The organism is Labrys monachus, assembly GCF_030814655.1.
GTDB classification, from domain to species: Bacteria; Pseudomonadota; Alphaproteobacteria; order Rhizobiales; family Labraceae; genus Labrys; species Labrys monacha.
Genome location: NZ_JAUSVK010000001.1, coordinates 5,999,171 through 6,024,602 on the forward strand (window position 1 = coordinate 5,999,171; position 25,432 = coordinate 6,024,602).

Below are 25,432 nucleotides of genomic sequence, written 5' to 3' on the forward strand. Positions count from 1 at the left end.
GGGCGGCGCATGGCGCAGGCCCGGCCGATCCCCGCGAACGGTCCGGCTCATTCGGGATTTCACCACGTGCAGCCCCTTCTCCATTTCGACAGCGTCTCCAAGCGTTACGGATCCGTGACGGTGCTCCACGGCGTCGACCTGCATGTCGCGGACAATGAGTTCCTGACCATTCTCGGCCCCAGCGGCTCGGGCAAGACGACGATCCTCAGGATCATCGGCGGCTTCGAATCGATCGACGAGGGCCGCCTGATGTTCGAGGGCCGCGACCTCGCGCGCGTCCCGATCAACCGGCGCCCGTTCAACACGGTGTTCCAGGACTATGCCCTGTTCCACCACATGAGCGTGCGCGGCAATGTCGGCTACGGGCTGCGCGTGCGCGGCGTGGCCAGGGCCGAGATCGCCCGGCGCGTCGACGAGGTCCTCGCCACCGTCGGCCTCGACCAGTTCGGCGAGCGCTTCCCGGCCCAGCTCTCCGGCGGGCAGCGCCAGCGCGTCGCCCTGGCGCGGGCGATCATATGCGAGCCGCGGCTCATCCTGCTCGACGAGCCGCTGGCGGCGCTCGACGTTTCGCTGCGCGCCCAGATGCAGCGCTTCCTCAAGGACCTGCAGCGGCGGCTCGGCATCGCCTTCGTGTTCATCACCCACGACCAGGAGGAGGCCATCGTGCTGTCCGACCGCATCGTCGTGGTCGCCGACGGCCGCATCGAGCAGGAAGGAACGCCCCACGAGATCTATCACCGGCCCCGCACCGCCTTCGTCGCCAATTTCTTCGGCGAGAACAACGTGCTGGAAGGCAGGATCGCCGCGGCGGACGGCGGCATGGTCCGCGTCGAGACGGTGCTCGGCACCTTCGCGGGCATTCCCGGCGGCCCGGCCGCGCCAGGCGCCTCGGTTCTCGTCGCGGTCCGGCCCGAACATATCGGCACGGCCGCAACCGGCGAGAACCGGCTGCAGGCGACCGTCGCGAGCAGCCACTTCCTGGGGCCGACGGCGATGCTGGAAGTGCGCCCCGATGCGGCGCCGGAGCTGCGGATCAAGCTGCGCCAGCTCGGCGGGGCGGCGCCTGTCGCGCCCGGCTCGCCCCTCACCCTGTCCTGGTCCGCGGCGGACACCGCCGTGATCACCCGGCCCGGAGCGTCGCGCCCATGAGCGCCCGCCCCCTGCTCCTCAAGGCTGCCTGGCACGGGCTCAATCTCGGCCTGCCCCTGCTGTTCGTGCTGGCGCCGATCCTGTCCTTCGTCCTCATCAGCTTCTGGACGCTGGACAATGGCCACATCGTCACGCAGTTCACCCTCGGCAACTACCTCGCCTTCCTCGGCGACGACAGCTATCTCTCCGTCTATGGCGGCACGGTGCTGCTGTCGCTGGAGGTCACCGTGGTCAACACGGTGCTGGCGTCCTTCGTCGCCCTGTTCATCTTCCGCCGCGCCGCGCGCGTGCGCTTCCTCCTGCTCATGGCCTTCGTCCTGCCGCTGTTCATGAGCTACATCATCAAGATCTATTCGATCCGGGGCATATTGGGCCAGCGCGGCCTCCTCAACGAGGGCCTGATGGCGATCGGCCTGACCGGCCAGCCGATCGAGGCCCTCCTGTTCAGCCGCACCGCCATCTTCCTGACGCTGGCGATCGTCTACCTCCCCTATGCGATCCTGCCGATCTACCTGGCGCTCGACCGCATCCCCCCGAACTATCTCGCCGCCTCCGCCGATCTCGGCGGGAGGACCCGGGACGAATTGCTGCATATCGTGGCGCCGCTGGCGATGCCGGGCATCGTCGTCGCCGGCGTCTTCACCTTCGTGCTCACCTTCGGGGATTTCGTCACGCCGCAGATGGTCGGCGGCACCGAAGGCTTCACCTTCGGCCGCATCGTCTTCAGCCAGTTCGGCCTGGCGCTCAACTGGCCGCTCGGCTCGGCCTTCGCCGTCATCCTGCTCGGCACCGCGCTCGCCGCCGTCGCGATCGCCGGGCTCTTCCTGCGCAAGGAGCATGTGCGATGACGCGGCGCGCGGGCTTCATCGACCTCGTGCTCGGCATCGTCACGGTGCTGACCTTCCTGTGCCTCTACGCCCCGCTCGCGGCGGTGTCGGCGCTGTCCTTCTTCCAGCTCGTCCGGCTCAGGGGCGTGATGTCGTTCGCGCCGTTCTCGCTGGAGCCCTATGCGCGGCTGTGGGTGAACGACGACATCCTCTCCGCCCTCGCCACCACCTGTTTCATCGGCGTCGTCGCGACGGCGCTGGCGCTGGTGCTCGGGGTGCTCTTCGCCTTCTATTTCGTCACGGCGCGGCGCTCGCTCGGCCTCCTCATGCAGGGGCTGATCTTCCTGCCCTTCCTGCTGCCCCCGATCATCACCGGCCTCGCTCTGCTGATCTTCTTCCGGCAGCTCGACATCACCCGCGGCATCCTCACCATCGTGGTCGGGCATGTCGTCTTCATCGTGCCGATCGTCTACCGCACCGTCCTCGTCCGGCTGCAGATCCTCGGCAAGAGCCTGACGGAGGCCTCGCTCGACCTCGGCGCCTCGCGCTGGCAGACGCTCTGGCTGGTCATCCTGCCGCAGCTCAGGCCGGCGCTGATCGCCGGCGGCCTCCTCGCCTTCTCGATGTCCTTCGACGAGACGCTGATCACCCTTTTCCTCGCCGGCTCGGAATCGACCCTGCCGATCCGCCTGTGGGGCATGATGCGGGTCGGCTTCGTGCCGGAGATCAACGCCCTCGCCACCCTTATCCTCGTCTTCGCCGCCGGCATCACGCTCGCCGTCGGCTTCATGCAGCAACGCGCTGGCAATCGCGCCTTGTGACAGTACGGAGTCTTGTCTTCCCATGAAAATCGATGCCGTTGACTTCTTCTATCTTGCCATGCCCGAGATCACGACGGAGGCGGACGGAAGCCAGGACGCGCTTCTGGTGAGGGTCTCGGCCGGCGGCCATGTCGGCTGGGGCGAATGCGAGGCCTCGCCGCTCGTCTCCATCGCCGCCTTCGTCTGCCCGATGTCGCACGGCGTCTGCCGCCCGGTCGGCGCCTCGGTGCTCGGCCAGGCCTTCGAAGGCCCGGCCGACATCGCCCGCATGGCGGCGCTGGTCGAATATGACAGCATGGACCTGCTGCAGGCCGCCCACACCTGGTCGGGCGTCGAGATGGCGCTGTGGGACCTTCTCGGCAAGGTGCGCGGCGAGCCGGTGTGGAAGCTGCTCGGCTACCGGCGCGCCGAGAAGAAGACGCCCTATGCCTCCCAGCTCTTCGGCGACACGCCGCAGGAGACGCTCGATCTCGGCAGGGCCGCCCGCGCCAAGGGGTTCGCGGCGGTCAAGTTCGGCTGGGGTCCGGTCGGCCGCGGCGCGGTCGAGATCGACCGCGACCATATCCTGGCCGCCCGCGAGGGTCTCGGCCCGGACGGCATCCTCCTCGTCGATGTCGGCCAGATCTTCGGCGAGGACGTCGAGGCGGCGGCGGCCCGCCTGCCGGCGCTGGAGGCGGCCGGCGCCGTCTGGCTGGAGGAGCCGTTCCATGCCAGCGCCCTCGAAGCCTATGGCGCGCTGGCCCGGCGCAGCCCCAAGGTCAAGCTCGCCGGCGGCGAGGGCGCCCATAATGTGTTCATGGCACGCCAGCTCATCGACTACGGCCAGGTCGGCTTCGTGCAGATCGATTGCGGCCGCATCGGCGGCATCGGCCCGGCCAAGAAGATCGCCGACTACGCGGTGGCCAAGGGCGTCACCTATGTGAACCACACCTTCACCTCGCATCTCGCCCTGAGCGCCTCGATCCAGCCCTTCGCCGGCCTCGCGCATCATCGCATCTGCGAATATCCGGTGGCTCCGAAGCAGCTCGCCATCGACCTGACCCGCAACCACATCACGCGCGACGCCGATGGCGAGATCCTCGTCCCCGACGCGCCGGGCCTCGGCATCGACATCGACCTCGCGGCGCTCAGGACCTATCTCGTCGACGTCGAGATCAAGGTCCGCGGCGAGCGCCTCTTCGCCACGCCGGACCTCGTCTGATGGCCGAGGGCGGCGCGGCGCGCTCGCTCCACGACCTCGCCGGCCGCGTCGCCGTGGTGACCGGCGGGGCGCGCGGCATCGGCCGCGCGACGGCGATGCAGCTGGCGCGCGCCGGGGCGCGGGTCCTCGTCGCCGACATCGTCGAGGCGGACGGCGCCGACACGGTCGCCGCGATCGCGGCGGAGGGCGGCACTGCGCTCTTCGCCCGCACCGACGTCGCCGACCGCCCGTCGATCGAGGCGATGATCGCGGCGGCCGCCGAGGCCTGGGGCCGGCTCGACTGCCTCGTCAACAATGCCGGCATCGGCCCATCCGATTCCGTGGCAGATTTCGACGCTGCGCGCTGGCGGCGCGTCCTCGACGTCAACCTCGAAGGCGCCCTGCATGCGAGCCTGGCGGCAGCGGGCCGGCTCGCGGCAAGCGATTGCGGGCGCATCGTCAACGTCGCGTCGATCCAGGGCTTTCGCGGCACCACGGGCTCGCTCGCCTATGGCGCGGCCAAGGGCGCCCTCGTCAACCTGACACGGGGGCTCGCCTGCGAACTGGCGCCGCGCGGCATCAACGTCAACGCCGTGGCGCCCGGCTTCATCGACACGCCGATGGCGCGGCTGGAGGACGGACGCACCGAATACGAGACCGAATGGTTCCAGGACGTCTATGTCCGGCACGGCAAGATCCCGCTCCGCCGGCCCGGCACCGCCGAGGAAGTCGCCGCCGCCATCCTGTTTCTGTGCACGCCGGGAGCGAGCTATGTTACCGGACATGTCCTGACCGTGGACGGCGGCATGACGGCGACTTTCTGATGCATCGGGCCGACGCAGGCGCGCGACAGGCGGGACGGCCGAGGAGGAGCGGGACGCAACCATGAACAGTTCGCGCGACACGGGGTTCCTGTGGATCGACGACGACGCCACGGCTGAGCGGCCGGAGTCCGGCTCGACCAGCTACCGCCTGCGCGGCGTACAGGGCCGGCTGATCCGCACGCTCGGCGAAAGCATCGTGCGCGGCCTCTACCCGCCCAACGTCACGCTGCCGCGCGAAGCCGAGCTGATGGAGACCTATGGCGCGAGCCGCACCACCATCCGCGAGGTAATCAAGGTGCTCTCCGCCAAGGGGCTGGTCGAGACCCGCCAGAAGGTCGGCACCCGCGTCCGGGCCCGCGACGAATGGAACATCTTCGACGGCGACGTGCTGTCCTGGCACACCTTCGACAGCCTCGACCAGGACATCCTCAAGGACCTCATCGAGATGCGCCAGCTGGTCGAGCCGCCCGCCGCGCGCTTCGCCGCCGGCCGGGCGACCCTCGACGACATCGCCAGCATCTCCCAGGCCTGCGCCGACATGCAGGCCTCGATCGGCGACGTCGCCGCCTATGCGAGGGCCGACGTCAAATTCCACATGGTGGTGTTCGCCGCCTCGCACAACGTCCTCCTCAAGCGCTTCGCCCACACGGTGGCGAACTTCCTGCAGTTCAGCTTCCGCATCCAGCAGGAGGCGCTGGAGGAAAGCAGCTCGCGTTTCGAGGAGGACCTGGCCATCCATATCGGCATCTTCAACGCCATCAACCGGGGCGATGCCGCAGCGGCCGAGGAAGGCATGCTGCGGGCGATCCTCGACGGCAAGGCCCATCTCCAGCGCGCCCGCGCGCGCTTTCGCGACAGGGAGGCGAAACGATCATGATCCGCATCGCTGCCGAATGCGCCAACACGCTCGGCGAGGCCGCGGCCTGGGACGCACGGGAGGGCCGCCTCCTCTGGCTCGACCTGGTCGAGCCCGCGCTGTTCGGCTACGCCCCGGCGACGAAGGCGGCCAGCCGCCTCGCGCTCGACGCGCCCACGCCGCTGGGGCCGGTGATCCCGACCGGGCGCCCCGGCACGCTGCTGCTCGCCCATCCGGCCGGCCTGTCGCTGCTCGACGCGCGGACCGGCGGGCTCACGCCCTTCGTCGCCCCGGAGCAGGGTCGCGCCGGCCTCCTCTACAATGACGGCAAGGTCGACCGCTGGGGCCGGCTGTGGATCGGCACCAGCGACGCGGCCGAGGCCGAGCCGCGCGGCGTGCTGTGGTGCCTCGCACCCGGCGCCGCGCCCGTCATGGCCGATGCCGGCTTCGTCGTCTCCAACGGCCCCGCCTTCTCGCCGGACGGGCGCACGCTGTATTTCAGCGATTCGATCGGCCGGCGCATCCTCGCCTACGACATCGCACCCGACAGCCCGAAGCCCACGGGCCGGCGCGTCTTCGCCAGCTTCGCCATGGACGAGGGCCTGCCGGACGGCCTCGCGGTCGATGCCGAAGGCGGCGTCTGGGTGGCGCATTGGGACGGCTGGCGCATCACCCGCTTCTCGCCGGAGGGGGAGCGCCTGCGCGTCATCCTGCTGCCGGTGCCGCGCGTCACCAGCCTCGCCTTCGGCGACCCCGGCCTCGCCACCCTCTACGTCACCACCGCCCGCCTCGATCTGAGCCCGGTGATGCTCGCCGCCGCGCCGCTCTCGGGCCATCTCTTCGCCATCGACGCCGGGGTGGAGGGGTTGGAGGACCGGCCGTTCCCGCTGGATTGAGGGCTTGAACCGAGACAGGATCTATTTGCGCCCCTGTCGCGCGGCGACGGGCGATGGCGTTTTGCCGCCGGCCGCGATCTTTCGTGGGGTCGAGCCGATGCCGATAGCCTTCCGGAGCGTGTCGTCGATCCGCGTCTGCCAGCCGGGGCCGCCGGATTTGAAATAGTCGACGACCTCGGGGCTCAGCCGGATCGAGACCGGCCGCTTCGGATCCTCTTTCTTCGGCCTGCCGCCCGCATTCTTGAAAACGGCCTTCATGTCATCCGGCATTTCATGGGCCGGCCTGGCGTTGGCAAAGTCCTCCTCCGTCCATTCGGGGTTGTCCGGATCGGTGACGAAAGGTCTAGGGGACATAGCGTTTCATCTCCTTTGCATGAGCGCGACGCAGGCTGATCGGGCGCAGCACGCCGGCGCGCAGCGTGTAGGCGAGGGAATGAGCCTCGCCATCGATGAAGCCCCAGGCGCGGTAGCGTTTCTCGCCGTAGTCGGCGCGAACGTCCTCCAGAAAGGCCCTGACGTCCATCTCCTCGGCACGGGCAAGCGAAATGCCGTGCTTCTCCATATTGCGCGCATCCTTGTCCGCGTCGAACTCGACCGTCATGTTTCTGTATATACAGATACGAGTGCGGCCGCAATGAATTCATGCCTATAAAAGGCGCTGCACCGAATGGAACCTGTCGCCAGAGACCTTCCCGCCATGGTCGCAAGTCTTTCTTACAGCTCGAACGCTTCCAGCCGGTAGCGGATGCGCAGCGGCGCGCCGGGCTCGACGGTGACGGCGGTCTTCACGCCGCGTTCCGCGATAGGATTGTCCGCCAGCGAAACGGCATTGGCGAGATCGAAGGCGGAGGCGATCGGTTCGATACCGAGGCCGCGATAGCGCCCGCTCCAGGGCGGCGCCTGTAGCGCGCGGTCGCTGATCCACATCTGGCACGAGGGCAAGAGAGACCGGTCCCAATCGATGCGCAAGCCGGCGCCGGCGTGCTCGAAGCGGATCTCGACGGGTCCGCGCAGGCCGCAGAGCTGCACCACGTCCTCGACCGGGGGGCCGAGCGGCAGGCGCGACAGGTCGACGAGGCCGCCGCCCGCCGCCGGCACGGCGCAAAGCCGCTCGAACGTCCGGCCGACGGCGCTCGCCATGCCGCCGCCGGGCACGCGTGCCGGATAGGTCAGTCCGAAATCGAAACGCGCCGCGACCGACAGGCTCCGCTCGGGCACGGCAAGGTCGAGAATGGGGTGGAGGCCGATGGAGGTTCGCGCCGGCACGCGGCTCTCCACGGCGAGTTCGAGATCGAGCGCCGGACCGTCCGCCGCGGCGGCGATGCTGCGCTCCAGCCGGCGGATCGGATGATCGGCGGGATAGTCGAGCGCGAGGCGAATGCTGTCGGCGGCCTGCACGAGCACCGTCCAGGCCTCTTCGGCCGCCGGCCCATGCGCCGGCTCGTTGACGGCTTCGACCGGCAAATGCCGCCAATCCCCCGCAATCTCCTCGAGCGGCCCGCCGACGCCGAAGGGCAGGCAGACGAATTCGCTGCCGAGCCAACGCAGATGGCCGGGCAGGCCAGCCTCCGTCGAGCCGAACCAGGGCGCCTGCGCGAACGGCCGGAACAGGCGGCCGGACGGCAGGCGGAAGGCGACGTCGCTCAGCATGGCCGCCACCGGGGTGATACGGGCGGAGGCGGAGGCGGAACGGATCTCGATCATGACGGCACCCCTCGGGCATGCCCGGAAGGGCGGCGGCGAATCCTAAGCAGAATTTTCGGGCCCATCCAACGGATGGACCGAAATCGCTGCATCCTTTCAAGAGTCTTGCGGAGTTTCACGGGGGTTCTCGCCGGTGAAACTCCGCTTGGACGGCGCGAAAAATTCCTCAAGGCGGTTGTCATCCCCGGCGCGCCGCTCTAGTTTAGAATAAATCTAATCTGGGTACGGCTGCACGATGAAATCCTTCGACGAACTGACCGAAACCGAAATCCTGGCCCTCGCCATCAGCAATGAGGAGGAAGACGGCCGCATCCTTGCCGATTTCGCCCATACGCTGCGGGAGGAATATCCCGACACCGCCCGCCTGTTCGACGACATGGCGGCCGAGGAAAGCGAGCATCGCCGGCAGTTGATCGACCTCTTCGTCGACCGCTTCGGGGACCATATCCCGCTGATCCGGCGGCACGACATCCGCGGCAACATTCCCCGCAAGCGGGTGTGGCAGGTGCGCCCGCTCGGCGTGGAGGCCGTGCGCCGCCATGCCGCGCAGATGGAGCGGGACGCCGAGCGCTTCTACCGGGCGGCGGCCGGACGGACCAGCGACGCGGGCATCCGCAAGCTCCTCGGCGACCTCGCCGACGCCGAAGCCCAGCACGAGCAGAAGGCCGGCGAATTCGAGGCCGAGCGCCTGCCGCAGGACGTGCGGGAGAAGGAGGATGCGAGCGCCAGCCGCAACTTCATCCTGCAGATCATCCAGCCCGGCCTCGTCGGGCTGATGGACGGCTCGGTGTCGACGCTCGCTCCGGTGTTCGCCGCCGCCTTCGCCACCCATGATTCCACCAATGCGCTCAAGGTCGGCCTCGCCGCCTCGCTCGGCGCCGGCATCTCGATGGGCTTCGCCGAGGCGCTCGCCGACGACGGCAAGCTTTCCGGCCGCGGCACGCCGCTGCTGCGCGGCATCGTCTGCGGCCTGATGACGGTGGCGGGCGGCATCGGCCACACCATCCCCTACCTCATTCCCGACTTCTACCTCGCGACGCTGGTCGCCTGCATCGTCGTGGTGTTCGAACTCCTGGCGATCGCCTGGATCCAGTGGCGCTTCATGGAGACGCCGCCCTTGTCGGCTGCCGCCAAGGTGATGCTCGGCGGCGCGCTGGTGCTGGCCACCGGCATCCTCATCGGCAATGGCTGAACGATCGGAAGAGCGCTCAGAAGGCGAGCCGGCCGCTCTCCATGTCGAGCAGGCGCCGCTTGGCGGCCAGGCCGCCGGCAAAGCCGGTGAGCGCGCCGTTCGCGCCGATCACGCGGTGGCAAGGCGTGATGATGGAGATCGGGTTCCGGCCATTGGCGGCCCCGACGGCACGGACCGCCGCCGGCCGGCCGATCTGGCGTGCGATGTCGCCATAGCTGCGCGTCTCGCCGAAGGGAATGGTGAGCAGCGCCTTCCACACGCTCTGCTGGAACGCCGTTCCCCTGAAATCGAGCGGTACGGTGAAAATCCTGAGCGCCCCGGCGAAATAGGCGCCGAGCTGGCGTTCGGTCTCGGCGAGGACAGGGTCGCCGGGATCCTCGACGAGGGGGCCGAGGCGGACGCGGCCGGGATCGTCGTTCTCCCACAGGATCGCGGCGAGGCCGCCGGCACCGGCGACGAGCTTCAGCGCGCCGACCGGGGACGGGATGATTCTGCACGGACAGGCCATGGTCCCTTCCTTTCGCGAACCTGCTTCCATCATCTTGCCGCCCCATGTCTGCACCGCGCCGCTGCCTGCCGCAAGGCGCGCAGGACGACACCGACCGCCTCCGCCTCGGGCGCCTGAAGATCAGCCCAGGATTTTTGCTCGCATGGCGCGCTTGCTATTGACGGCGCCTGCGTCCCCGCTAGCTTCAACCGCCTGCGCCGACGCGTTCATGCGGCGCAGGCGGCGTGGGAAGCGGGGATATGGCGCAAGGCGGCGGGGCAGGCTGGAAGCGGATGAGCCAGGAAGGCATCGTCCTGGTCGTCGCCGTCCTGCTTTTCGGCGCGGCGGCCATCGGCCTGCACGGCTTCCTCACCCCCGACAATCTCGTCGCCATCGTGCGCTCCGTCTCGGTGCTTGGCATCCTCGCGCTCGGCATGGCCGTCGTCATCATCGGGCGGGGCATCGACCTGTCGGCCGTGGCGATCATGGCGATGTCGGTCGCCTGGTATCTGCAGATGCTGAACAGCGGCACCAGCGACGGCGTCGCCCTCGCCTCGGTGCTGGCCGGCGTGCTGTGCCTCGGCCTCCTCAACGGCTTCCTCATCGCCTATGCCGAGGTGCCCGCCCTCTTCGTCACGCTCGCCACCGCCGCCTTCGTCTTCGGCTTCGTGCGCTCGCAGCTGATCACCCAGGATGCGGTGCCGGTGCCGCCCGGCCACTGGGTCGAGCGGCTCGGCGGGCTGCGCTATTTCACCATTCCCATTGAGGTCTTCATCTTCGCCGCGCTCGCGGGAGCGATGTTCCTGTTCCTGCGCTTCACCAAATGGGGCCGCTATGTCTATCTGGCCGGCGACAATCCCGCCGCCGCGCGCAATATCGGCATCCCCGTGCGGCCGATGCTGGTGCTGCGCTATGTGATCTCGGCGCTCGTCGCCTTCATCGCGGGCATCCTCACCGCGTCGAGCCTGCATTCCATCAACACGCGGGTGGTCAATTCGAGCCTGCTCTACGACATCGTGCTGGTGGCGGTGATCGGCGGCATCGGCCTGTCCGGCGGCAAGGGCGGCGTGCGCAACGTGCTGATCGGCGCCGCGCTGATCGGCATCCTGCTCGACGCCATGACGATCATCGACATACCCTTGCTCTACCAGAACCTGATCAAGGCAGCCATTCTTCTGGCGGCGATCATCGTCGACGGCCTCCTCAATCCGCGCGACGAGCAAACCGCCCAGCAGGGGGACATCTGAAGGAAGGGGGCCGGATCGTTTCGGCCTCCACGGAATGCGTCATTCGACGACAGGGGCATGACATGAGATTGATGAAGACCATCGGGCTCGCGCTCGCAGCACTTTCCATCACCGCCTTCACCGCGACGGTTGCGTCCGCGGCCGACGATCCGGGCCCGTCGGCCTATGCGCAGGCCATGAAGGGCAAGCGGGTCATGCTGGTGCCGCTCGCCATGGGCTTCGACCTCGCCCAGGGCTGGGCCGCCTATCTCAAGAAGGAAGTCGACGCCTGGGGCGGCACCTTCGAGACGCGCGATCCGAACTGGAGCACGGATGCCGGCGCCCAGGCCATCACCGACGCGATCTCGGGCGACAGCCGGCCGGACGTCCTCATCATCCACGCGCCGGACCTCAATTCCTATTCCAAGCTGATGAAGAAGGCGCAGGCGGCCGGCACCTACATCATCCTCGTCGACAATCCCGCCAACTTCCCGGCCGACGCCTTCGTCGGCAGCGACTGGGACCGCCTCGGCCAGCTGGAAGCGGAAGCCGCCGTCAAGGGATGCGGCCCGAACTCCTCCAAGAAGATCGGCCTCGTCCAGGGCGACCAGGTCAACTCGTCCAGCCTCTACCAGTATAACGGCATCATGAAGGTACTGGAGAAGCACCCCGACTTCCAGGTCGTGGCCAAGCCCGATTCCAACTGGGACGCCACCACATCGCGCAACGTCACCACCACCATGCTGCAGCAGCATCCGGACATCTGCAGCATCATCGATTTCTGGGACGGCGACGCCACCGGCGCTTCGGCCGCCATCCGCGACGCCAAGCTCGACGGCAAGGTGTTCCTGGTCACCACCGGCGGCGGCGAGAAGACCGCCGATTGCGACCGGCTGCAGGACGGCACCTATGGCGCCGTGGTGATGACCGATCTCGCCCGGCAATCGGCAGACATGAACGCCATCATCAAATTCCTGCTGCAGAGCGGCCAGCCCGCCGGCACGTCGAAGACCTATATCTACACGCTCGAAAAGGCGACGACGAAGGCCGACCTCAAGCCCGACACCTGCTGGGATCTCAAGGCCCTGCAGGCGGAGGCAGCCGCCGCGGCCGCCGCCAAATAACGGCACGAGCCCCTCTCCACCCGCCATCAGGCTGGCCGGAACATCCGGCCAGCCTGTCTCACGATGCCCTCAACAGTGTTGGTCGATGTCCTTTCGCGAACGCCTGCAGGCCTGGCGCTACAATCTCGTTCCCGACCATGTCGTCGGCGAGATCCTGACCAAGCGCTGGACCGACAATGCCATCCCCTTCCTGGTGCTGGTCGTCACGGTCGCGGTGTTCGGCACCGCCATATCGGGGTTCTTCCGGATCTCCTCGCTGCAGGATTCGACGCGCCAGCTCGGCGAGTTCTCGATCGTGGTGATCGGCCTGACGGTGGTGATGCTCGGCGGCGGCATCGATCTGTCGGTCGGCTCGATCTTCGCGCTCTCGACCTTCTCGGCGGTTTCCGCCTTCTTCATCTTCCACCAGCCGGTCGGCCTCGCCCTCCTCGCGGCGATCGCCACGGGCATCGCCTGCGGCGCGATCAACGGCTACCTGATTGGCTATCTGCGGCTCAGGGCCTTCCTGACCACCCTCGTCACCTTCATCCTCGGCCGGGCCGTCTTCGACATCCTCGTGGTCAATTTCGCGGCGCAGATCCAGCTGTCCGACGCGGCGTCGGACCTGTGGGACTATATCGGCGACGGCAGCTTCCACGGCCTGTCCGTCTCGGTGGCGACGGCCCTCGTGCTCGCGGTCATCGCCCATGTCGCGCTGACCCGCTCGCGCTTCGGCTGGCATGTGCTGGCCGTGGGCGGATCCCGGCGCTCGGCGCACAATGCCGGCATCCGCGTGCGCCGCACCGTGTTCCTCACCTATGTCTTCTCGGGCTTCTGCTCGTCGATCGCCGGCTTCCTCATCGCCTGCCGGCTAAGCGGGGCGGGACCGGGCACCGGCCTCAACCTGGAGATCCTGGCGCTGACCGCGGCCGTCGTCGGCGGCAACAGCCTGGGCGGCGGGCGCGGCTCGATCGTCAAGGGCCTGATGGGCGCGATCATCGTCCTGGTGATGACCAACGGCCTGATCCGCCTCGGCTACGGCACCGGCACCAACCAGATGGTGCTCGGCATCATGCTGGCGGCCGCCGTCATCGTCGACATCCGCTGGCTGAAGAACCGCCACAAGGTCCTCAACGAGGTCTATGTCGCGCCGGTCTACCTGAAGATGGGCGAGGCCGCCTCGGCGCAGCCGGGCTCGGGCACGCCTTACGCGCTCGACAACCGCCTGTCGCAGGCCGCTTCCATCGGCCTCGGCGAGCTCGAAGGCCCGGAGGATATCATCCTCGACCGCGACGACCATCTCTATTGCGGCACCCGGCATGGCGAGATCATCCGCTTCTTCGCGCCCGACTATGCGCGTTCTGAGGTGTTCGCCCATGTCGGCGGCTTCCCGCTCGGGCTCGCCTTCGACCGGGCCGGCAACCTCATCAGCTGCGTCGGCGCCATGGGGCTGTATTCGATCGCGCCCGACCGCAGCGTCACCAAGCTCTCGGCCGAGACCGCGCGCTCCTGGACCTCGATCGTCGACGATGCGCGGCTGCGCGACCCCAATGATTGCGACATCGCGCCGGACGGGCGCATCTATTTCACCGATTCCACCAAGCGCTACGACGCCCATGACTGGGCGCTGGATTCGATCGAGAACCGCGCCACCGGCCGCCTCCTGGTGTTCGACCCCCGCGACGGCTCGACCAGGACCCTGCTCGACGGCTACCGCTACACCAACGGCGTATGCATGGCGCATGACGGCAAGTCGCTGTTCTTCGCCGAGAGCTGGGCCTGCCGCGTGCACCGCTACTGGCTGGAGGGCCCGAAGGCGGGCACGGCCGAATGCGTGATCCGCGACATGCCGGGCTATCCCGACAATATCAACCGCGCCTCGGACGGCCGTTACTGGATGGCGTGGCTCGGCATGCGCACGCCGAGCTTCGACCTGTCGCTGCGCCATCCCGCCATGCGCAAGCGCATGACGCGCCGCCTGCCGCAGGACGAATGGCTGTTCCCCAACATCAACACCGGCGGCATCGTGAAGTTCGACGAGAAGGGCGCCATCGTCGGGGCGATGGGCGATCTCACCGGCGATTCGCACCCGATGGTCACCTCGATGCGCGAGCACAAGGGCCAGCTCTTCGTCGGCGGCATCCTCAACAACCGCATCGGCCGCCTCGATCTCGCCGGCGCGGATGAGAGCTGGACCGGCCCCGCCTCCTATTGGGGGGCGCAGCGATGATCCTCGACCCGCTCCTCGACCTCTTCCGCGGCAGGACGATCACGGTGCCGCCGATGGACGGCGCGTTCCGCCCCGACACGCGGCTCGACGAGGCCCCCGTGCTGGCCGAACTGCCCGAGCCCGACAATCTCGCCGTGCTGAAAGACGGCCTCGTCGCCAGCAGCGGCAACGCCGTGTTCTCGATCGGCGAAGGCGGGGAGCCCCGCGTGCTGGAGACGTATCCCGCCCCCGTCACGGCGCTGGCGGTGTCGCCGGCGGACGAGATCGCCGTCGGCCTGGAGACGGGCATGCTGACGATCGGCAGCGCGGCTGTCGGCCTGCCCGACGCCGTCCGCTGCATCACCGCCCTCGCCTATGGCGCCGACGGCACGCTGTGGCTGGCGAACGGCTCGTCCGCCTGCAGTCCGGGCGCCTGGGCCGCCGACCTCCTGCGCAAAGCCGCATCGGGCTCGCTGTGGAAGCGCGAGGCGGGCGAGAGCTCCTTCCGGCAGGTCGCCGGCGGGCTGGCCTTTCCGAACGGCCTGCTGGCGGACGGAGACGGCATCGTCGCCAGCGAGGCCTGGCGCCATCGCCTCATCCGCGTCGGCGGCGCCGGCGTGCGGGCCGCGACCGCCGCCGACCACCTGCCCGGCTATCCGGCCCGCCTCTCGCGTGGCGCCGATGGCGGGGTCTGGCTCTGCCTCTTCGCCCCGCGCAACCGCCTCGTCGAGTTCGTGCTCCGGGAGGAACGCTATCGGCAGGACATGCTGCGCGACGTGCCGCCGGCCTACTGGATCGCGCCGGCGTTCTCTTCCGGCCGCGATTTCCTCGAGCCGCTGCAATGCGGCGGCATCAAGACGATGGGCGTGCACAAGCCGTGGTCGCCGAGCCGCTCCTACGGCATGGTCGTGCGCCTCGATGCCGGCCTGATGCCGGTGTCGAGCCTGCACAGCCGCGCCGACGGCCGCCGCCACGGCACCTGCAGCGCCGTCGAGCACCGGGGCCGGCTGGTCGTCGCCTCCAGGGGCGGCGGCTGCCTCGTCACCGTCGACAATGCCGCAGCGGGAGGATCGTGAGATGGAGGGCCGAGCGATGGAGCCGATCGTCCGCCTGGAAGGGGTTTCCAAGACCTATCGCGGCGTTCCCGCCGTCACCGGCGTCGATTTCGAGCTGCGCAAGGGCGAGATCCACGCGCTGCTCGGCGAGAACGGGGCGGGCAAGTCCACGCTCACCAAGATCATCTCCGGGGCGGTCGAGGCCAGCGCCGGCCGGATGTTCCATCATGGCAAGGAAGTCCGGTTCGCCTCCCCGCACGAGGCCCTGAAGGCCGGCATCGCCATGGTGTTCCAGGAAACCAGCCTGGTGCCGTCGATGACGGTGGCGCAGAACCTTTATCTCGGGTCGGAGAAGTTCCTGAACCGCCTTCGCGGCATCTATATCGCCGCCCAGCAATTCCTGCAGTCCCTCAATTTCCCGGTCGACCCCGCCGCGACCGTGGAGACGCTGGGCGCGGCCAAGCGCCAGATGGTGGAGATCGCCAGGGCCGTGCACCACAATGCCGAGGTGATCATCTTCGACGAGCCGACGGCGACGCTGACCCCCGAGGAGAAGCGGCATTTCTTCGCGCTGGTGCGCCGGCTGAAAGCGCGCGGCGTCGCGGTCATCTTCATCTCGCACGCCCTGGAGGAGGCGCTCCTCTTGTCCGACCGCATCACCATCCTGCGCGACGGCGAATTGGTGGCGAGCGGCGAGACGGCGCTGTTCGACCGGGAGAAGATCGTCGCCGCCATGGTGGGCCGCACCCTGTCGACCGCGCTGTACAAGGACCGCAGCCAGAGCCCGCTGCGCAAGCCCGGCCGCAGGGTGCTGTCGGTGCAGGACGTCTCGATGGGCAGCATCGTGCGCAACAATTCCTTCTCGGTGTTCGAGGGGCAGATCACCGGCGTGTTCGGCCTGATCGGCTCCGGCCGGACCGAGACGTTCAAGATCGTTTCGGGCATCTACAAGCGCGACTTCCGGCGCGGCGGCATCATTGAGCTCGACGACAAGCCGGTGCGCTACACCGTGCCGCGGGAAGCGATGAAGGACGGCATCGTCTACGTCACCGAGGACCGCAAGAGCGAAGGCATCTTCGAGACGATGTCGATCGCCGAGAACCTGTTCGCCGGCCTGCTCGCCGCCGGTCGGGAAAAGGCCTGGGTGGTGAGCTTCAGCGAAATGCACGAGCTTGCGAAGACCTGGACGGACACCCTCAGCATCCGCGCCATCAACGATAATGCGCGGGTGGTCGAACTGTCGGGCGGCAACCAGCAGAAGGTGGTGATCGGCAAGGGCCTGGTGCAGGAGCCACGCATCGTGATCTTCGACGAGCCGACGCGCGGCGTCGACGTCGGGGCGATCGTCGAGATCCATCAGATCATCAACAAGCTCGCCGACCGGGGGCTGGCTGTGGTGGTGATCTCGTCCTATCTGCCGGAGATCATGAATCTTTCGGACCGCATCCTGGTCTGCCGCCAGGGCCGCATCGTCGAGGAATTCTCGCCGCGGGAAGCCACGGAAGAAAAGATCATGTACGCAGCCGTGCATTGAGCGCGGCACCGCGTTTCTCAGGAGGACAGGACCATGGCCACCGTACGGCTCTTGACGGACAGCGAGGTCGAGGCGATCCCCGCCGCCAAGGCGGTGTTCGACGATATCAGGGCGACGCGCAAATCCGATTTCGTCAATAATTTCTGGCGCGCCCTCGCCAACGATCCCGCTTTGCTCGAGCGGACCTGGCAGGAGCTCAAGGCGGTGATGGTCGCCGACGGCGCCCTCGATCCGCTCGTGCGGGAGATGATCTACATCGCGGTCTCCACCGCCAATGGCTGCACGTATTGCATCCACTCGCATACCGCCTCCGCCCGCGCCAAGGGGATGACCGACGCCCAGCACGGCGAATTGCTCGCGGTCATCGGGCTGGCCGGCAAGACCAACCATCTGGTGACGGCGATGCAGGTGCCGGTCGATGCCGCATTCGAGGTCAAGAGCTGAGGGATCGCGGAGGGGCGCGGGGCTAGAGCGGAATTTGTCTGAGTGGAATCGGAAGGGATTCCACTGGATGGCTTAGTGTGATTCATAGGTTTCCGGGCTATTCCGGAGATGAAGCATGACGAAGCGTGGTGAAGCCTATTCGCAGGATTTGCGAGATCGTGTGCTTGGGGCGCTGGATAGCGGGATGTCGGCGAGCACAATCGCACCAATCTTCAGGGTGAGTGTGTCCTACATCTACAAGGCGGCCGCGCGGCGGCGCGCGACGGGGGAGGTCAGTGCCCGCCCCCAGCGCAATCATGTTCCGCTCAAGCTTGCCAAGCATGAAGAGGTTCTGCGGGCCAAGGTCGCGGCTGATCCGGATGCGCGTGTCGCGGATCTGCGGGCCTGGGCGGAGGAAGAATTGGGGGTCAGCATCAGCCATGCCCCGATGTGGCATATGCTCAAGCGGCTTGGGCTGACATATAAAAAAAGACGATCCACGCCAGCGAGCAAAAACGCCCCGATGTCGCGGCCGCTCGCCGCAAATGGCACAGCAACCAAATCTGGCTGAGGCCCTCGCGTCTGGTCTTCATTGACGAGACCTGGGCCTCGACCGCGATGGCGCGCCACTACGGCAGGTGCAAGCGCGGACAGCGCCTGATCGACTACGTGCCGCATGGCCATTGGAAAACCACGACCTTCATTGGCGCTCTGCGCAGCGGGGGATTGACAGCTCCCTGCGTGCTCGACGGCCCAGTCAACGGCGATTGCTTCAAGGCCTATGTCGCGCAGATCCTCGTTCCCACCCTCAATTACGGCGATATCGTCATCATGGACAATCTGAGCAGCCACAAAGTCCCGGGTGTGCGCCAAGCCATCGAGGCCGCAGGGGCGGAACTGCTTTACTTGCCCGCCTACTCCCCCGATCTCAATCCGATCGAGAACCTCTTCGCAAAGCTCAAAGCTCTCCTGCGCGCGGCTGCAACCCGATCCATCCACGATCTCTGGGACGAAATCGCCAAAACTCTCCCGCGCTTCTCCCCGTCCGAATGCAGAAATTACTTCTCTAATGCTGGATATTCTACAGTCTGAACAATTTCGCTCTAGCCTCCGGGACCCGGACCTCAGAAGCTCACCGCAAGCGTACCCTTCGCGCTCTGGTCGATGGCGTTTCGCCCGAACTGGCCGCCATAGCTGACGCCGAAGGTGGTGCTCGGCGTGAGGTGGACGTCGAGGCCGGTATCGACGATGGCGGCATCGCGGGTGACCGGCAGGCCGGCGACCTCGAATTGGCTGCTGCCGCCGGAGAAGGCGAACAGCGAGGTCGGCGTGGTCTCGCCATAGGCATGGCGCCAGCCGAGCGTCGCCTTGGCGGTGACCGGCAGGCCGGCGGTCTCGAAGGTGCCGGCGAGGTGGAAGCCGAGGGTGGAGAAGGTCACCCCCTCGTTGCGGCCGGACGCGGTGAGCGCGGCGGCGCTGCCTTCCTCGGTGAAGCCGTCGACATGCTGGTTGACGTAAGCGAGGTTGGCGAAGGGTTCGAGCCCGATGCCGCCGCTGGTCAGCCGGTAGCCGAGTTCGCCGAAGGCCTGCGCCGTACTGGCATGGTAGCTCGCCTGCGGATAGCCGGCGAAGCCGCCGAAGGCCACCGTGCGGCTGGTGTCGATGTCGTGCCAGGTATAGGCGCCGCCGAGCCGGAGGGCGAGCGCGCCCCATTGCCTGCCGCCATAGAGGCCGAGCGTATAATCGTCGCTGGTGGCCGAGGAGCCTCTGGCGTCGACGTCGACATTCGACTGGCTGTAGCCCGCCAGCAGGCCGGCGCGCCAGTCGTCGAAGATCGGCGCATCGAGGCCGGCGACGAAGCCGCCGATCGAGCGCGAGGATGAGGCGGCATTGCCGTCGGTGCCGGCATGACCCCAGGCGCCGAAGGCATGGCCCCAGGCGGTGAAGCGGCCGGGATCGGCCTCGCAGCCGGCGCCGGCGGTGATACCGCCGGCATCCGGCCGGGCGGGGCTGGCGCCGAAGCCGGTGGCACAGAAGGCGTCGCGCAGCCGGTCGAGGGCGGCCTCGCGCACGAAGCGGCTGTCCTCGATCATCTGCCCGGCGAGCGAGGCGTGCACCTCGCCCGAAAGCTGGTTGAAGGCGTGCCGCGCCCCGGCGGCATCGAGCACGGCGACGGCGTTCCACACCGCGTTGGTCCCCGGCGGCAGGCTGTCGACCGCCGCGCCCGTCGTCGCCTCGTTGCGCGTCTCAGCCACCGAAGCGAAGGAGACGTCGTTGCGGGCGAGCGTCATCGTCACGCTGTCGGCGGTATAGCCGAGGACCGGATCGATGAAGGCGTAGTTGGAACTGATGGTGGCGAAGGTGCCGGTGACGCCGCTGTCGGCCTCCAGGATGGTGTAGGTCTGCAGCGCCTGGTAGGTGCCGCCGAGGCCGAGATGCAGCACCGAGCCGCCATTGAGGGTCGCGGTGCCGGTGGCATGGATGAGGTCGCTGTCGCCGCTGGCCGGGTCTGCCTCGACGTCGTAGATCGAGCCGGCGTCGAACACGACATTGCCGTTGACGGTGAGGGTGCCGATCGAATTGCCGGGGGCGACGGTGCCGCCGCTCTCGACCACGAGGCCGCCGATCGAGCCCTTGCCGCCGAGCGCCGCGCCGTCCTGCACCGTGACGATACTGGCCAGGCTGGCGCCGGAGGAGGCATCGTCGCCGACCACCAGCTTGCCGGCCGAGACCGTGGTTGCGGCGGTGTAGGCGCTGCTGTCGCCGTTGAGCACCAGCGTGCCGGTGCCGGTCTTGGCCAAGGCGCCGGTGCCGCCGAGACTGCCGCCGTCGACGAGGCTGGCGCCGGCATCGACCTGCAGCGTCGCGGCCTGGTCGAAGGTGAAGCTGCGGGTGGTCGCGAAGGAGGAGGTCGCCTCCAGCGTGCCGCCGGAGAAGGTCACCCCGCTGGCGGCGTCGCCGAGATTGGCGTCGGCGGAGACGGCGAGCGTGCCTTCCTCGATCGTGGTGCCGCCCGCATAGGAATTGCTGCCCGACAGGGTGAGCATGCCCGTGCCCGTCTTGGTGAGCGTGCCGGTGCCGGTGACGGTATTGGCGAGGGTATCGTCGCTCGCCTGGTCGAGCACCAGGGCGGCATCGTCCTCGATCGAGCCCGAGCCGAGGCTCGCCGCCGCGGCCTGCAGGGTGCCGGCCGAGATCAGCGTGCCGCCCTGATAAATGTTGGCGCCGGTGAGCACCAGCGTGCCGGCGCCCGCCTTGGTCAGGCCGCCCGCCCCGGCGACGGTGCCGGTCAGCGTCAGCGTGGTGGCGGCCGCGGCGTCGAAGGCGCCGTTGGTGGTCAGCGTCACGCTGCGGGCGCTGGTGACGTCCGCCGTCGTCTGCAGCGTCGGCGCGCTGTCCTGCGGCCCGCCGGTCGCATCGAAGGTGAGGCCGCCCGAGATATCGCCGAGATTGGCGTCGGCCGAAACCGACAGCGTGCCCGCCGCGATGGTGGTGCCGCCGGCATAGATATTGGTGCCGGCGAGGACGAGGGTGCCGTAATCGGTCTTCTTCAGCCCGCCCGTGCCCTCGAGCACCGAGGCGATGGTGGCGGTCATCGTCCTGCCGTCCGCGGTGCCGTCGCCGACGCGGATGATCGCCGCGCCGCTGGCCGGCGCCAGGGTGATCGCATCGCCCGTCACGGTGTAGCCGCTGGTCGCGAACTGCATGCCGGTGACGCTCACCGGGGCAAGGCCGCCGTCGTCGTCGACGGTGACGGTGCCCGCCGCGGCCTCGAACACCGCAAAGCCCGGCTGCGGCTTCATCGGGCCGGGCGCATTGCCGTCCTGGTCCGTCCAGTTGGCGCCCGTCGTGGTCCAGGTGCCGGTGCCGCCATGGATGGTGCCGTCCGGTGCCGTCGTGCCGCCGTTCCAGAAGTTTACGGTGACGCCGCTGCTGTCGACCAGATTGACCTGGTGATCGACCGCCGTCTGCACATAGAGGTCCGAGGCCGAGGTCCCGTCCGGCGTGGTGCCGATAGCGAGGCCGTTGTCGGTGAGCGTGCCGGCGTAATCCATGATGCGGTAGACGCCGGCGCCGAAGCCGCCGGCGTCGCTGACATTGAGGGTGCCGTCGAGGGTGAGGTCGCCCTTGACGTCGAACAGGGCCGTCGACGACGGCGTGCCCAGCGTGACGTCGACATTCGAGCCGCTCGCCAGCGTCAGCCCGTTCATCGTCAGCGTCGAGCCGGACGCTCCGACGAGGTGGCCGCCGCTCTCGATGCCGACGCCGGCCTTGATGGTGCCGCCGCCCTGCAGGCTGGCGCCGGACTTGACCGTGGTCGCGCTGTCGCTCGAACCGTCGATCTCAAGGGCGCCGCCGGAGACCGTGGTCGCCCCGGTGAAGGTGCTGGCGCCCGACAGGGTCAGCGTGCCCGTGCCCGTTTTCGTTAGGGCCAGCGCCCCGTTGGCGCCGTTGCGGATCACCCCGGCATAAACCGTCGAGCTGTTGTCGCCGCCCGCGGTCAGCCGCGCGCTCCCCGATGCGCCGCTGCTGGTGACGACAGCGCCGGCAGCGCCCGCCAGGGAGCCGATCGCCTGATTGTACCCCGCGAGATCCAGCGTGCCGGAAGCGCCGACGACATGGGCGCTGGATGCGGAGAAGCGGTTTGCCGCGCTCGCCTTCAGTGTGCCGGCCGAGATCGCCGTGCTGCCGGAATAGCTGTTCGTCCCCGACAGCAGGAGCGTGCCCGCCCCGAGCTTCGCCAGGCTGCCGGTGCCCGAAAGATTGCTGCTCACCGTGAAGATATTGCCGGCGGCCGCGATATCGAACCCGCCGCCGCCGCTCATCAGGCTGACCACCCGGCTGCCAAGATTGGTGAAGGACGTGCCCGTCACCTGCAGGATGCCGCCATTCAGATAGAGGTCCGGCGGATTGCCGCTGGTCTGCCCCAGCTGGTTGTTGTTCGAGGCCGACAGCGTACCGCCGAGAAGATAGGTGTCGCCGGTGAAGCTGGTGCTCGACTTGGTCAGCACGAGTGTCCCGGCGCCGGTCTTCGTCAAGCGCCCCGAACCGGAAATGGCGGCGCCGAGGCTCAGGCTGTTCGCCGCATCGGCGATGTCGAAGGTACCGCCGCCCGCCTGTATGGTGACGGCGCGGCTGGTGCTGGTGAAGGCGGTGCCGGTCACGCGCAGCGTGCCGCCGTTGAACGTCAGGCCGCCCGGCGTGCCCGTCGTGCTCCCGAGCTGGCTGTTGCTCGATGCCGACAGCACGCCGCCCGACAATGTGGTGCCGCCCGAATAGGTATTGGTTCCCGTCAGGGTGGTGACGCCGCCGCCCAGTTGTTCCAGGCCGCCGCTGCCGGAGATGCCGCCCGCGAAGGTGACCTCGTCCGAACGGTCGAAGACGAGGCGGGTGCCGGACGACGTCGTCACGTCGCCCGTGATCCAACCGACCGCGCCGCCATTGCCCAATTGCAGCTTTCCGCCGGTTATCGATGTTCCGCCGGAGAAGGAATTGGCGCCCGTGAGCACCAGCGTCCCGGTTCCGGTCTTGGCGAGGCCGAGCGCATGGTCGCCGTCTGCGATGGTGCCGGCGAATGTCGAGGTGCCGCTTCCCGCGACGGTCAGCGTGGCCGCGGCGTTGCCGTTGTTGGTGATCCGCGCACCGGCGACGCCCGACAGGCGGCCGAGGCTCTGGCTGTAGCCGCCGAGGTCCAGGGTCCCCGCCGCCGCGATGCTGTAGGCGCTGGCGGCCGAGAAGCTGTTGGCCGCGCCGCCTTTCAGCGTGCCAGCGTTGATTGCCGTCGCCCCGGTATAGGTGCTGGCGCCGGAAAGAACGATGGTCCCCGCCTTCGCCTTGGTGACCGAGCCGTTGCCCGAGATCGGGCTCGCGAGCGTCACGTCGGTCGCCTGGTCGAGGACGAGCGAGGCCGCGCTCTGGAGCACGATGCCGCCGGTCAGGCCGGAGGTGGCGTTCAGGAAGGTGAGAGTGTTCGTACCGCCACGAAAGAGCAGGGCGGCACCCTGCACGCCGTCGCCGGAGAGACCGCCGACGATGGTTCCGGCGGTGATGATCGTCGCATTATAGGCGGAAATGCCGGCACCGCCCCCGCCCGCATAACCGTTACCGCTCGGGTCGTTGCCGAGGCCGCCGGCGCCGCCGGTGCCGCCCTGCGCCGAGGCGCCGACCGCCAAAGTGAGCTGGGCGCCGGTGATCGAGACGCCGGAAGCACCCGCGCCGCCGCCGCCGCCGGCATACACTGCATAAGTGCCCTTGCCGCCGTCTCCGCCCTTGCCGCCGTTACCGCCCTCGGCGCTTCCGGTGAGCTCGTAGCTGCCCGGCGTCTGGATCAGCAGGCCGATACCACCACCACCGCCGCCGCCGCCGCCGCCGAGGCGGTCCGTCTCGTCGGCACCGTTTCCGCCGGCGCCGCCATTGCCGCCCTGGATCGCGCCCGAGATCACGCCCTCCGCGTCGACGGTCAGTCCCGTACCGCCGCCGCCGCCACCGCCGCCGCCCTCGTTCCAGCTGACCGCCGGGCCGGTCCCGCGATAGCCGCCATAGCCGCCGTCCACGCCGCCAGCGCTGCCGAGAAAGCCTCCCATGCCGCCGCCGCCGCCGCTGCCTTCTCCGCCGCCGCCGCCGCCGCCATTATATCCGGAGCCGCCATTTCCCCCGCCGGCGCCCCCCGCGCCGCCCGTATCGAGATAAGCCGTCGCGCCGCCGTCATTGCCCGCGCCGCAACCGGCGCCGGGGTAGTAGACTTGCCCATCGGCGCCATCGAGGCAATCCGCCCGAGCGGGCGAGCCGCCGGCCAGCGGCGCCAGAAAGAGCAACAGAGCGATCCACCAACCCGGCGAGGGGCGAGCATCGCCGTTCCCCGCGCCGGCGGCGCCCAGGACTGCTCCCGCCGAAGCTTTGCTTTGCGACACTGTATCCCCCAGCCCGTCTCGACGACCCCGGCGCACCTTCCGCAGAGGCAGATTCGAACAGGAAACAGATAATCGGGGGGGTTGCCCTGTCCTATCCTCTAGATAGAGGAGAAGAGCACGGGCAGGGACGGGATCATCCGCCCGGATTGAGCCACAGGCTCATCAGCTCGGCGCGGCTGCGCACGCCGAACTTGCGGAAAATGCTGGTAACATGCTGGTGGGCGGTGGACGTGGCGACGCCGACCTGGCGACCGATCTCCTTCTCAGAAGCCCTGGTGAGCAGGAGTTGCAGAACCTTGCGTTCGGCGGCCGTCAGGGGCGCATTGGCGACCGTCAGGCCGCTCGCCAGCATGAGATGGCGATGGAACCATTTTATGCCGCGCAGCGCATAAGCGAGCAGCAGGATTTCCTCGTCGGCGAAGGTCCTGCCCGAATAGAAGCCGAAATGCGACTCGCAGCCCTCGTTGAGGGGAAAGGCGACGAAGACGGCATCATGCGTGCCGACCGAACCATAGTGACGCTGGTAGAAGGCGGATTCGAACCATTCGGCGGGCAGTTCCCGCCGGAAGGAATAGGTCCGGAACGTGCCGACGTCCCGAAGCGGCAGCAGGAAGGACGGGTCGATCTCCCTCCTGTCCCAGATGCGCAGGATTTCCTTGAAGTGGCCTTCATCCGGATGCGGCACCACCGGGTGGAGGGCCTGCACCGCGCCGACGCGCCAGCCCTGAAGCGGGTCCTTCATATTGTTGGCGTCGAACCGTATCGCGCCGGCCCAGGTGGCGTTGGCCGCCTCCGCAAGACAGCAGAGCCGGCTCATCAGATGGGCGGCGGCCTTGACGGGCTGGCTCGCCTCGAAATCGGAAAGCTCGTCCCACAGCGGGTGGACCAAGTCCTGTATGGCCGTGCTCATGCGGTATTCCGACAGACCCGGTGGATGCATTGCCGCGCAACCATGCAGGCAATGCGGAAGCCGAAGCCGACGATGAATACCGGTTTGGTTTTACGGCATGGCGACGAGCGAAAGCGATATTGTGC

General features: G+C 68.4%; 21 protein-coding genes. 15 read left to right on the plus strand and 6 right to left on the minus strand.

All coding sequences use genetic code 11. The features are described 5' to 3' along the window. The first annotated feature begins 66 nt into the window (after positions 1 to 66). The 7 genes from J3R73_RS27380 (at position 67) to J3R73_RS27410 (ending at position 6,553) form a co-directional block, all read left to right on the plus strand. Positions 67 to 1,149, plus strand: a complete 1,083-nt coding sequence (locus tag J3R73_RS27380; RefSeq protein ID WP_307434802.1) for an ABC transporter ATP-binding protein — start codon at positions 67 to 69, stop codon at positions 1,147 to 1,149. Further along, a complete protein-coding gene (locus J3R73_RS27385; RefSeq protein ID WP_307434805.1) occupies positions 1,146 to 1,997 on the plus strand; it encodes an ABC transporter permease in 852 nt (283 codons plus the stop codon). The genes J3R73_RS27380 and J3R73_RS27385 overlap by 4 nt, the downstream gene beginning before the upstream one ends. Further along, positions 1,994 to 2,797 carry an ABC transporter permease gene (locus J3R73_RS27390; protein WP_307434808.1) on the plus strand — a complete coding sequence of 268 codons (804 nt, stop codon included), beginning with the start codon at positions 1,994 to 1,996 and terminating at the stop codon, positions 2,795 to 2,797. The genes J3R73_RS27385 and J3R73_RS27390 overlap by 4 nt, the downstream gene beginning before the upstream one ends. A gap of 22 nt (positions 2,798 to 2,819) precedes the next feature. After that, positions 2,820 to 3,998, plus strand: a complete 1,179-nt coding sequence (locus J3R73_RS27395; RefSeq protein ID WP_307434812.1) for a mandelate racemase/muconate lactonizing enzyme family protein — start codon at positions 2,820 to 2,822, stop codon at positions 3,996 to 3,998. Beyond that, entirely contained in the window at positions 3,998 to 4,801 is an 804-nt protein-coding gene (locus J3R73_RS27400; RefSeq protein ID WP_307434815.1) for an SDR family NAD(P)-dependent oxidoreductase, read from the plus strand. The genes J3R73_RS27395 and J3R73_RS27400 overlap by 1 nt, the downstream gene beginning before the upstream one ends. Before the next feature lie 61 nt (positions 4,802 to 4,862). Continuing rightward, positions 4,863 to 5,678 carry a FadR/GntR family transcriptional regulator gene (locus J3R73_RS27405; protein WP_307434818.1) on the plus strand — a complete coding sequence of 272 codons (816 nt, stop codon included), beginning with the start codon at positions 4,863 to 4,865 and terminating at the stop codon, positions 5,676 to 5,678. Further along, positions 5,675 to 6,553 (plus strand): SMP-30/gluconolactonase/LRE family protein, encoded by an 879-nt coding sequence (locus tag J3R73_RS27410; RefSeq protein WP_307434821.1) that lies wholly within the window; start codon positions 5,675 to 5,677, stop codon positions 6,551 to 6,553. The genes J3R73_RS27405 and J3R73_RS27410 overlap by 4 nt, the downstream gene beginning before the upstream one ends. A gap of 21 nt (positions 6,554 to 6,574) precedes the next feature. Here the strand turns inward: J3R73_RS27410 and J3R73_RS27415 are convergent, their stop codons facing one another. The 3 genes from J3R73_RS27415 to J3R73_RS27425 form a co-directional block, all read right to left on the minus strand. Beyond that, positions 6,575 to 6,907 (minus strand): BrnA antitoxin family protein, encoded by a 333-nt coding sequence (locus tag J3R73_RS27415; protein ID WP_307434823.1) that lies wholly within the window; start codon positions 6,905 to 6,907, stop codon positions 6,575 to 6,577. Further along, positions 6,897 to 7,154 carry a BrnT family toxin gene (locus tag J3R73_RS27420; protein WP_307434826.1) on the minus strand — a complete coding sequence of 86 codons (258 nt, stop codon included), beginning with the start codon at positions 7,152 to 7,154 and terminating at the stop codon, positions 6,897 to 6,899. Before J3R73_RS27420 ends, J3R73_RS27415 begins: the two co-directional genes overlap by 11 nt. 113 nt (positions 7,155 to 7,267) lie before the next feature. After that, complete coding sequence (locus tag J3R73_RS27425; RefSeq protein ID WP_307434828.1) at positions 7,268 to 8,257, minus strand: aldose epimerase family protein; 990 nt, start codon at positions 8,255 to 8,257, stop codon at positions 7,268 to 7,270. Positions 8,258 to 8,492: 235 nt separating this feature from the next. Here J3R73_RS27425 and mbfA point away from each other — a divergent pair, with 235 nt between their 5' ends. Beyond that, positions 8,493 to 9,449 carry an iron exporter MbfA gene (gene mbfA / locus J3R73_RS27430; RefSeq protein WP_307434831.1) on the plus strand — a complete coding sequence of 319 codons (957 nt, stop codon included), beginning with the start codon at positions 8,493 to 8,495 and terminating at the stop codon, positions 9,447 to 9,449. Positions 9,450 to 9,465: 16 nt separating this feature from the next. On the opposite strand, the gene J3R73_RS27435 is transcribed toward mbfA, so the two are convergent. Continuing rightward, complete coding sequence (locus tag J3R73_RS27435; RefSeq protein ID WP_307434834.1) at positions 9,466 to 9,957, minus strand: methylated-DNA--[protein]-cysteine S-methyltransferase; 492 nt, start codon at positions 9,955 to 9,957, stop codon at positions 9,466 to 9,468. A gap of 239 nt (positions 9,958 to 10,196) precedes the next feature. Between J3R73_RS27435 and J3R73_RS27440 the strand changes: the two genes are divergently transcribed. The 7 genes from J3R73_RS27440 (at position 10,197) to J3R73_RS27470 (ending at position 18,578) form a co-directional block, all read left to right on the plus strand. Beyond that, a complete protein-coding gene (locus tag J3R73_RS27440; RefSeq protein WP_307434837.1) occupies positions 10,197 to 11,183 on the plus strand; it encodes an ABC transporter permease in 987 nt (328 codons plus the stop codon). A gap of 62 nt (positions 11,184 to 11,245) precedes the next feature. Next, positions 11,246 to 12,286, plus strand: a complete 1,041-nt coding sequence (locus J3R73_RS27445) for a sugar ABC transporter substrate-binding protein (RefSeq protein ID WP_307434840.1) — start codon at positions 11,246 to 11,248, stop codon at positions 12,284 to 12,286. Between the two features lie 85 nt (positions 12,287 to 12,371). After that, a complete protein-coding gene (locus J3R73_RS27450; protein WP_307434843.1) occupies positions 12,372 to 14,495 on the plus strand; it encodes an ABC transporter permease in 2,124 nt (707 codons plus the stop codon). Continuing rightward, positions 14,492 to 15,550 (plus strand): SMP-30/gluconolactonase/LRE family protein, encoded by a 1,059-nt coding sequence (locus tag J3R73_RS27455; protein WP_307434845.1) that lies wholly within the window; start codon positions 14,492 to 14,494, stop codon positions 15,548 to 15,550. The genes J3R73_RS27450 and J3R73_RS27455 overlap by 4 nt, the downstream gene beginning before the upstream one ends. Positions 15,551 to 15,566: 16 nt before the next feature. Beyond that, positions 15,567 to 17,063 carry a sugar ABC transporter ATP-binding protein gene (locus J3R73_RS27460; RefSeq protein ID WP_307434846.1) on the plus strand — a complete coding sequence of 499 codons (1,497 nt, stop codon included), beginning with the start codon at positions 15,567 to 15,569 and terminating at the stop codon, positions 17,061 to 17,063. 33 nt (positions 17,064 to 17,096) lie between these two features. Beyond that, positions 17,097 to 17,507, plus strand: a complete 411-nt coding sequence (locus J3R73_RS27465; protein ID WP_307434850.1) for a carboxymuconolactone decarboxylase family protein — start codon at positions 17,097 to 17,099, stop codon at positions 17,505 to 17,507. A gap of 115 nt (positions 17,508 to 17,622) precedes the next feature. Beyond that, a protein-coding gene (locus J3R73_RS27470; protein ID WP_370879838.1) for an IS630 family transposase occupies positions 17,623 to 18,578 on the plus strand; the annotation gives its coding sequence in 2 pieces (ribosomal slippage) (positions 17,623 to 17,971 and positions 17,971 to 18,578; 957 coding nt in all). 32 nt (positions 18,579 to 18,610) lie between these two features. Here the strand turns inward: J3R73_RS27470 and J3R73_RS27475 are convergent. Beyond that, positions 18,611 to 24,301 carry an autotransporter domain-containing protein gene (locus J3R73_RS27475; RefSeq protein WP_307434853.1) on the minus strand — a complete coding sequence of 1,897 codons (5,691 nt, stop codon included), beginning with the start codon at positions 24,299 to 24,301 and terminating at the stop codon, positions 18,611 to 18,613. Between the two features lie 229 nt (positions 24,302 to 24,530). After that, positions 24,531 to 25,307 (minus strand): helix-turn-helix transcriptional regulator, encoded by a 777-nt coding sequence (locus J3R73_RS27480; protein ID WP_307434856.1) that lies wholly within the window; start codon positions 25,305 to 25,307, stop codon positions 24,531 to 24,533. Positions 25,308 to 25,432 lie beyond the last annotated feature (125 nt).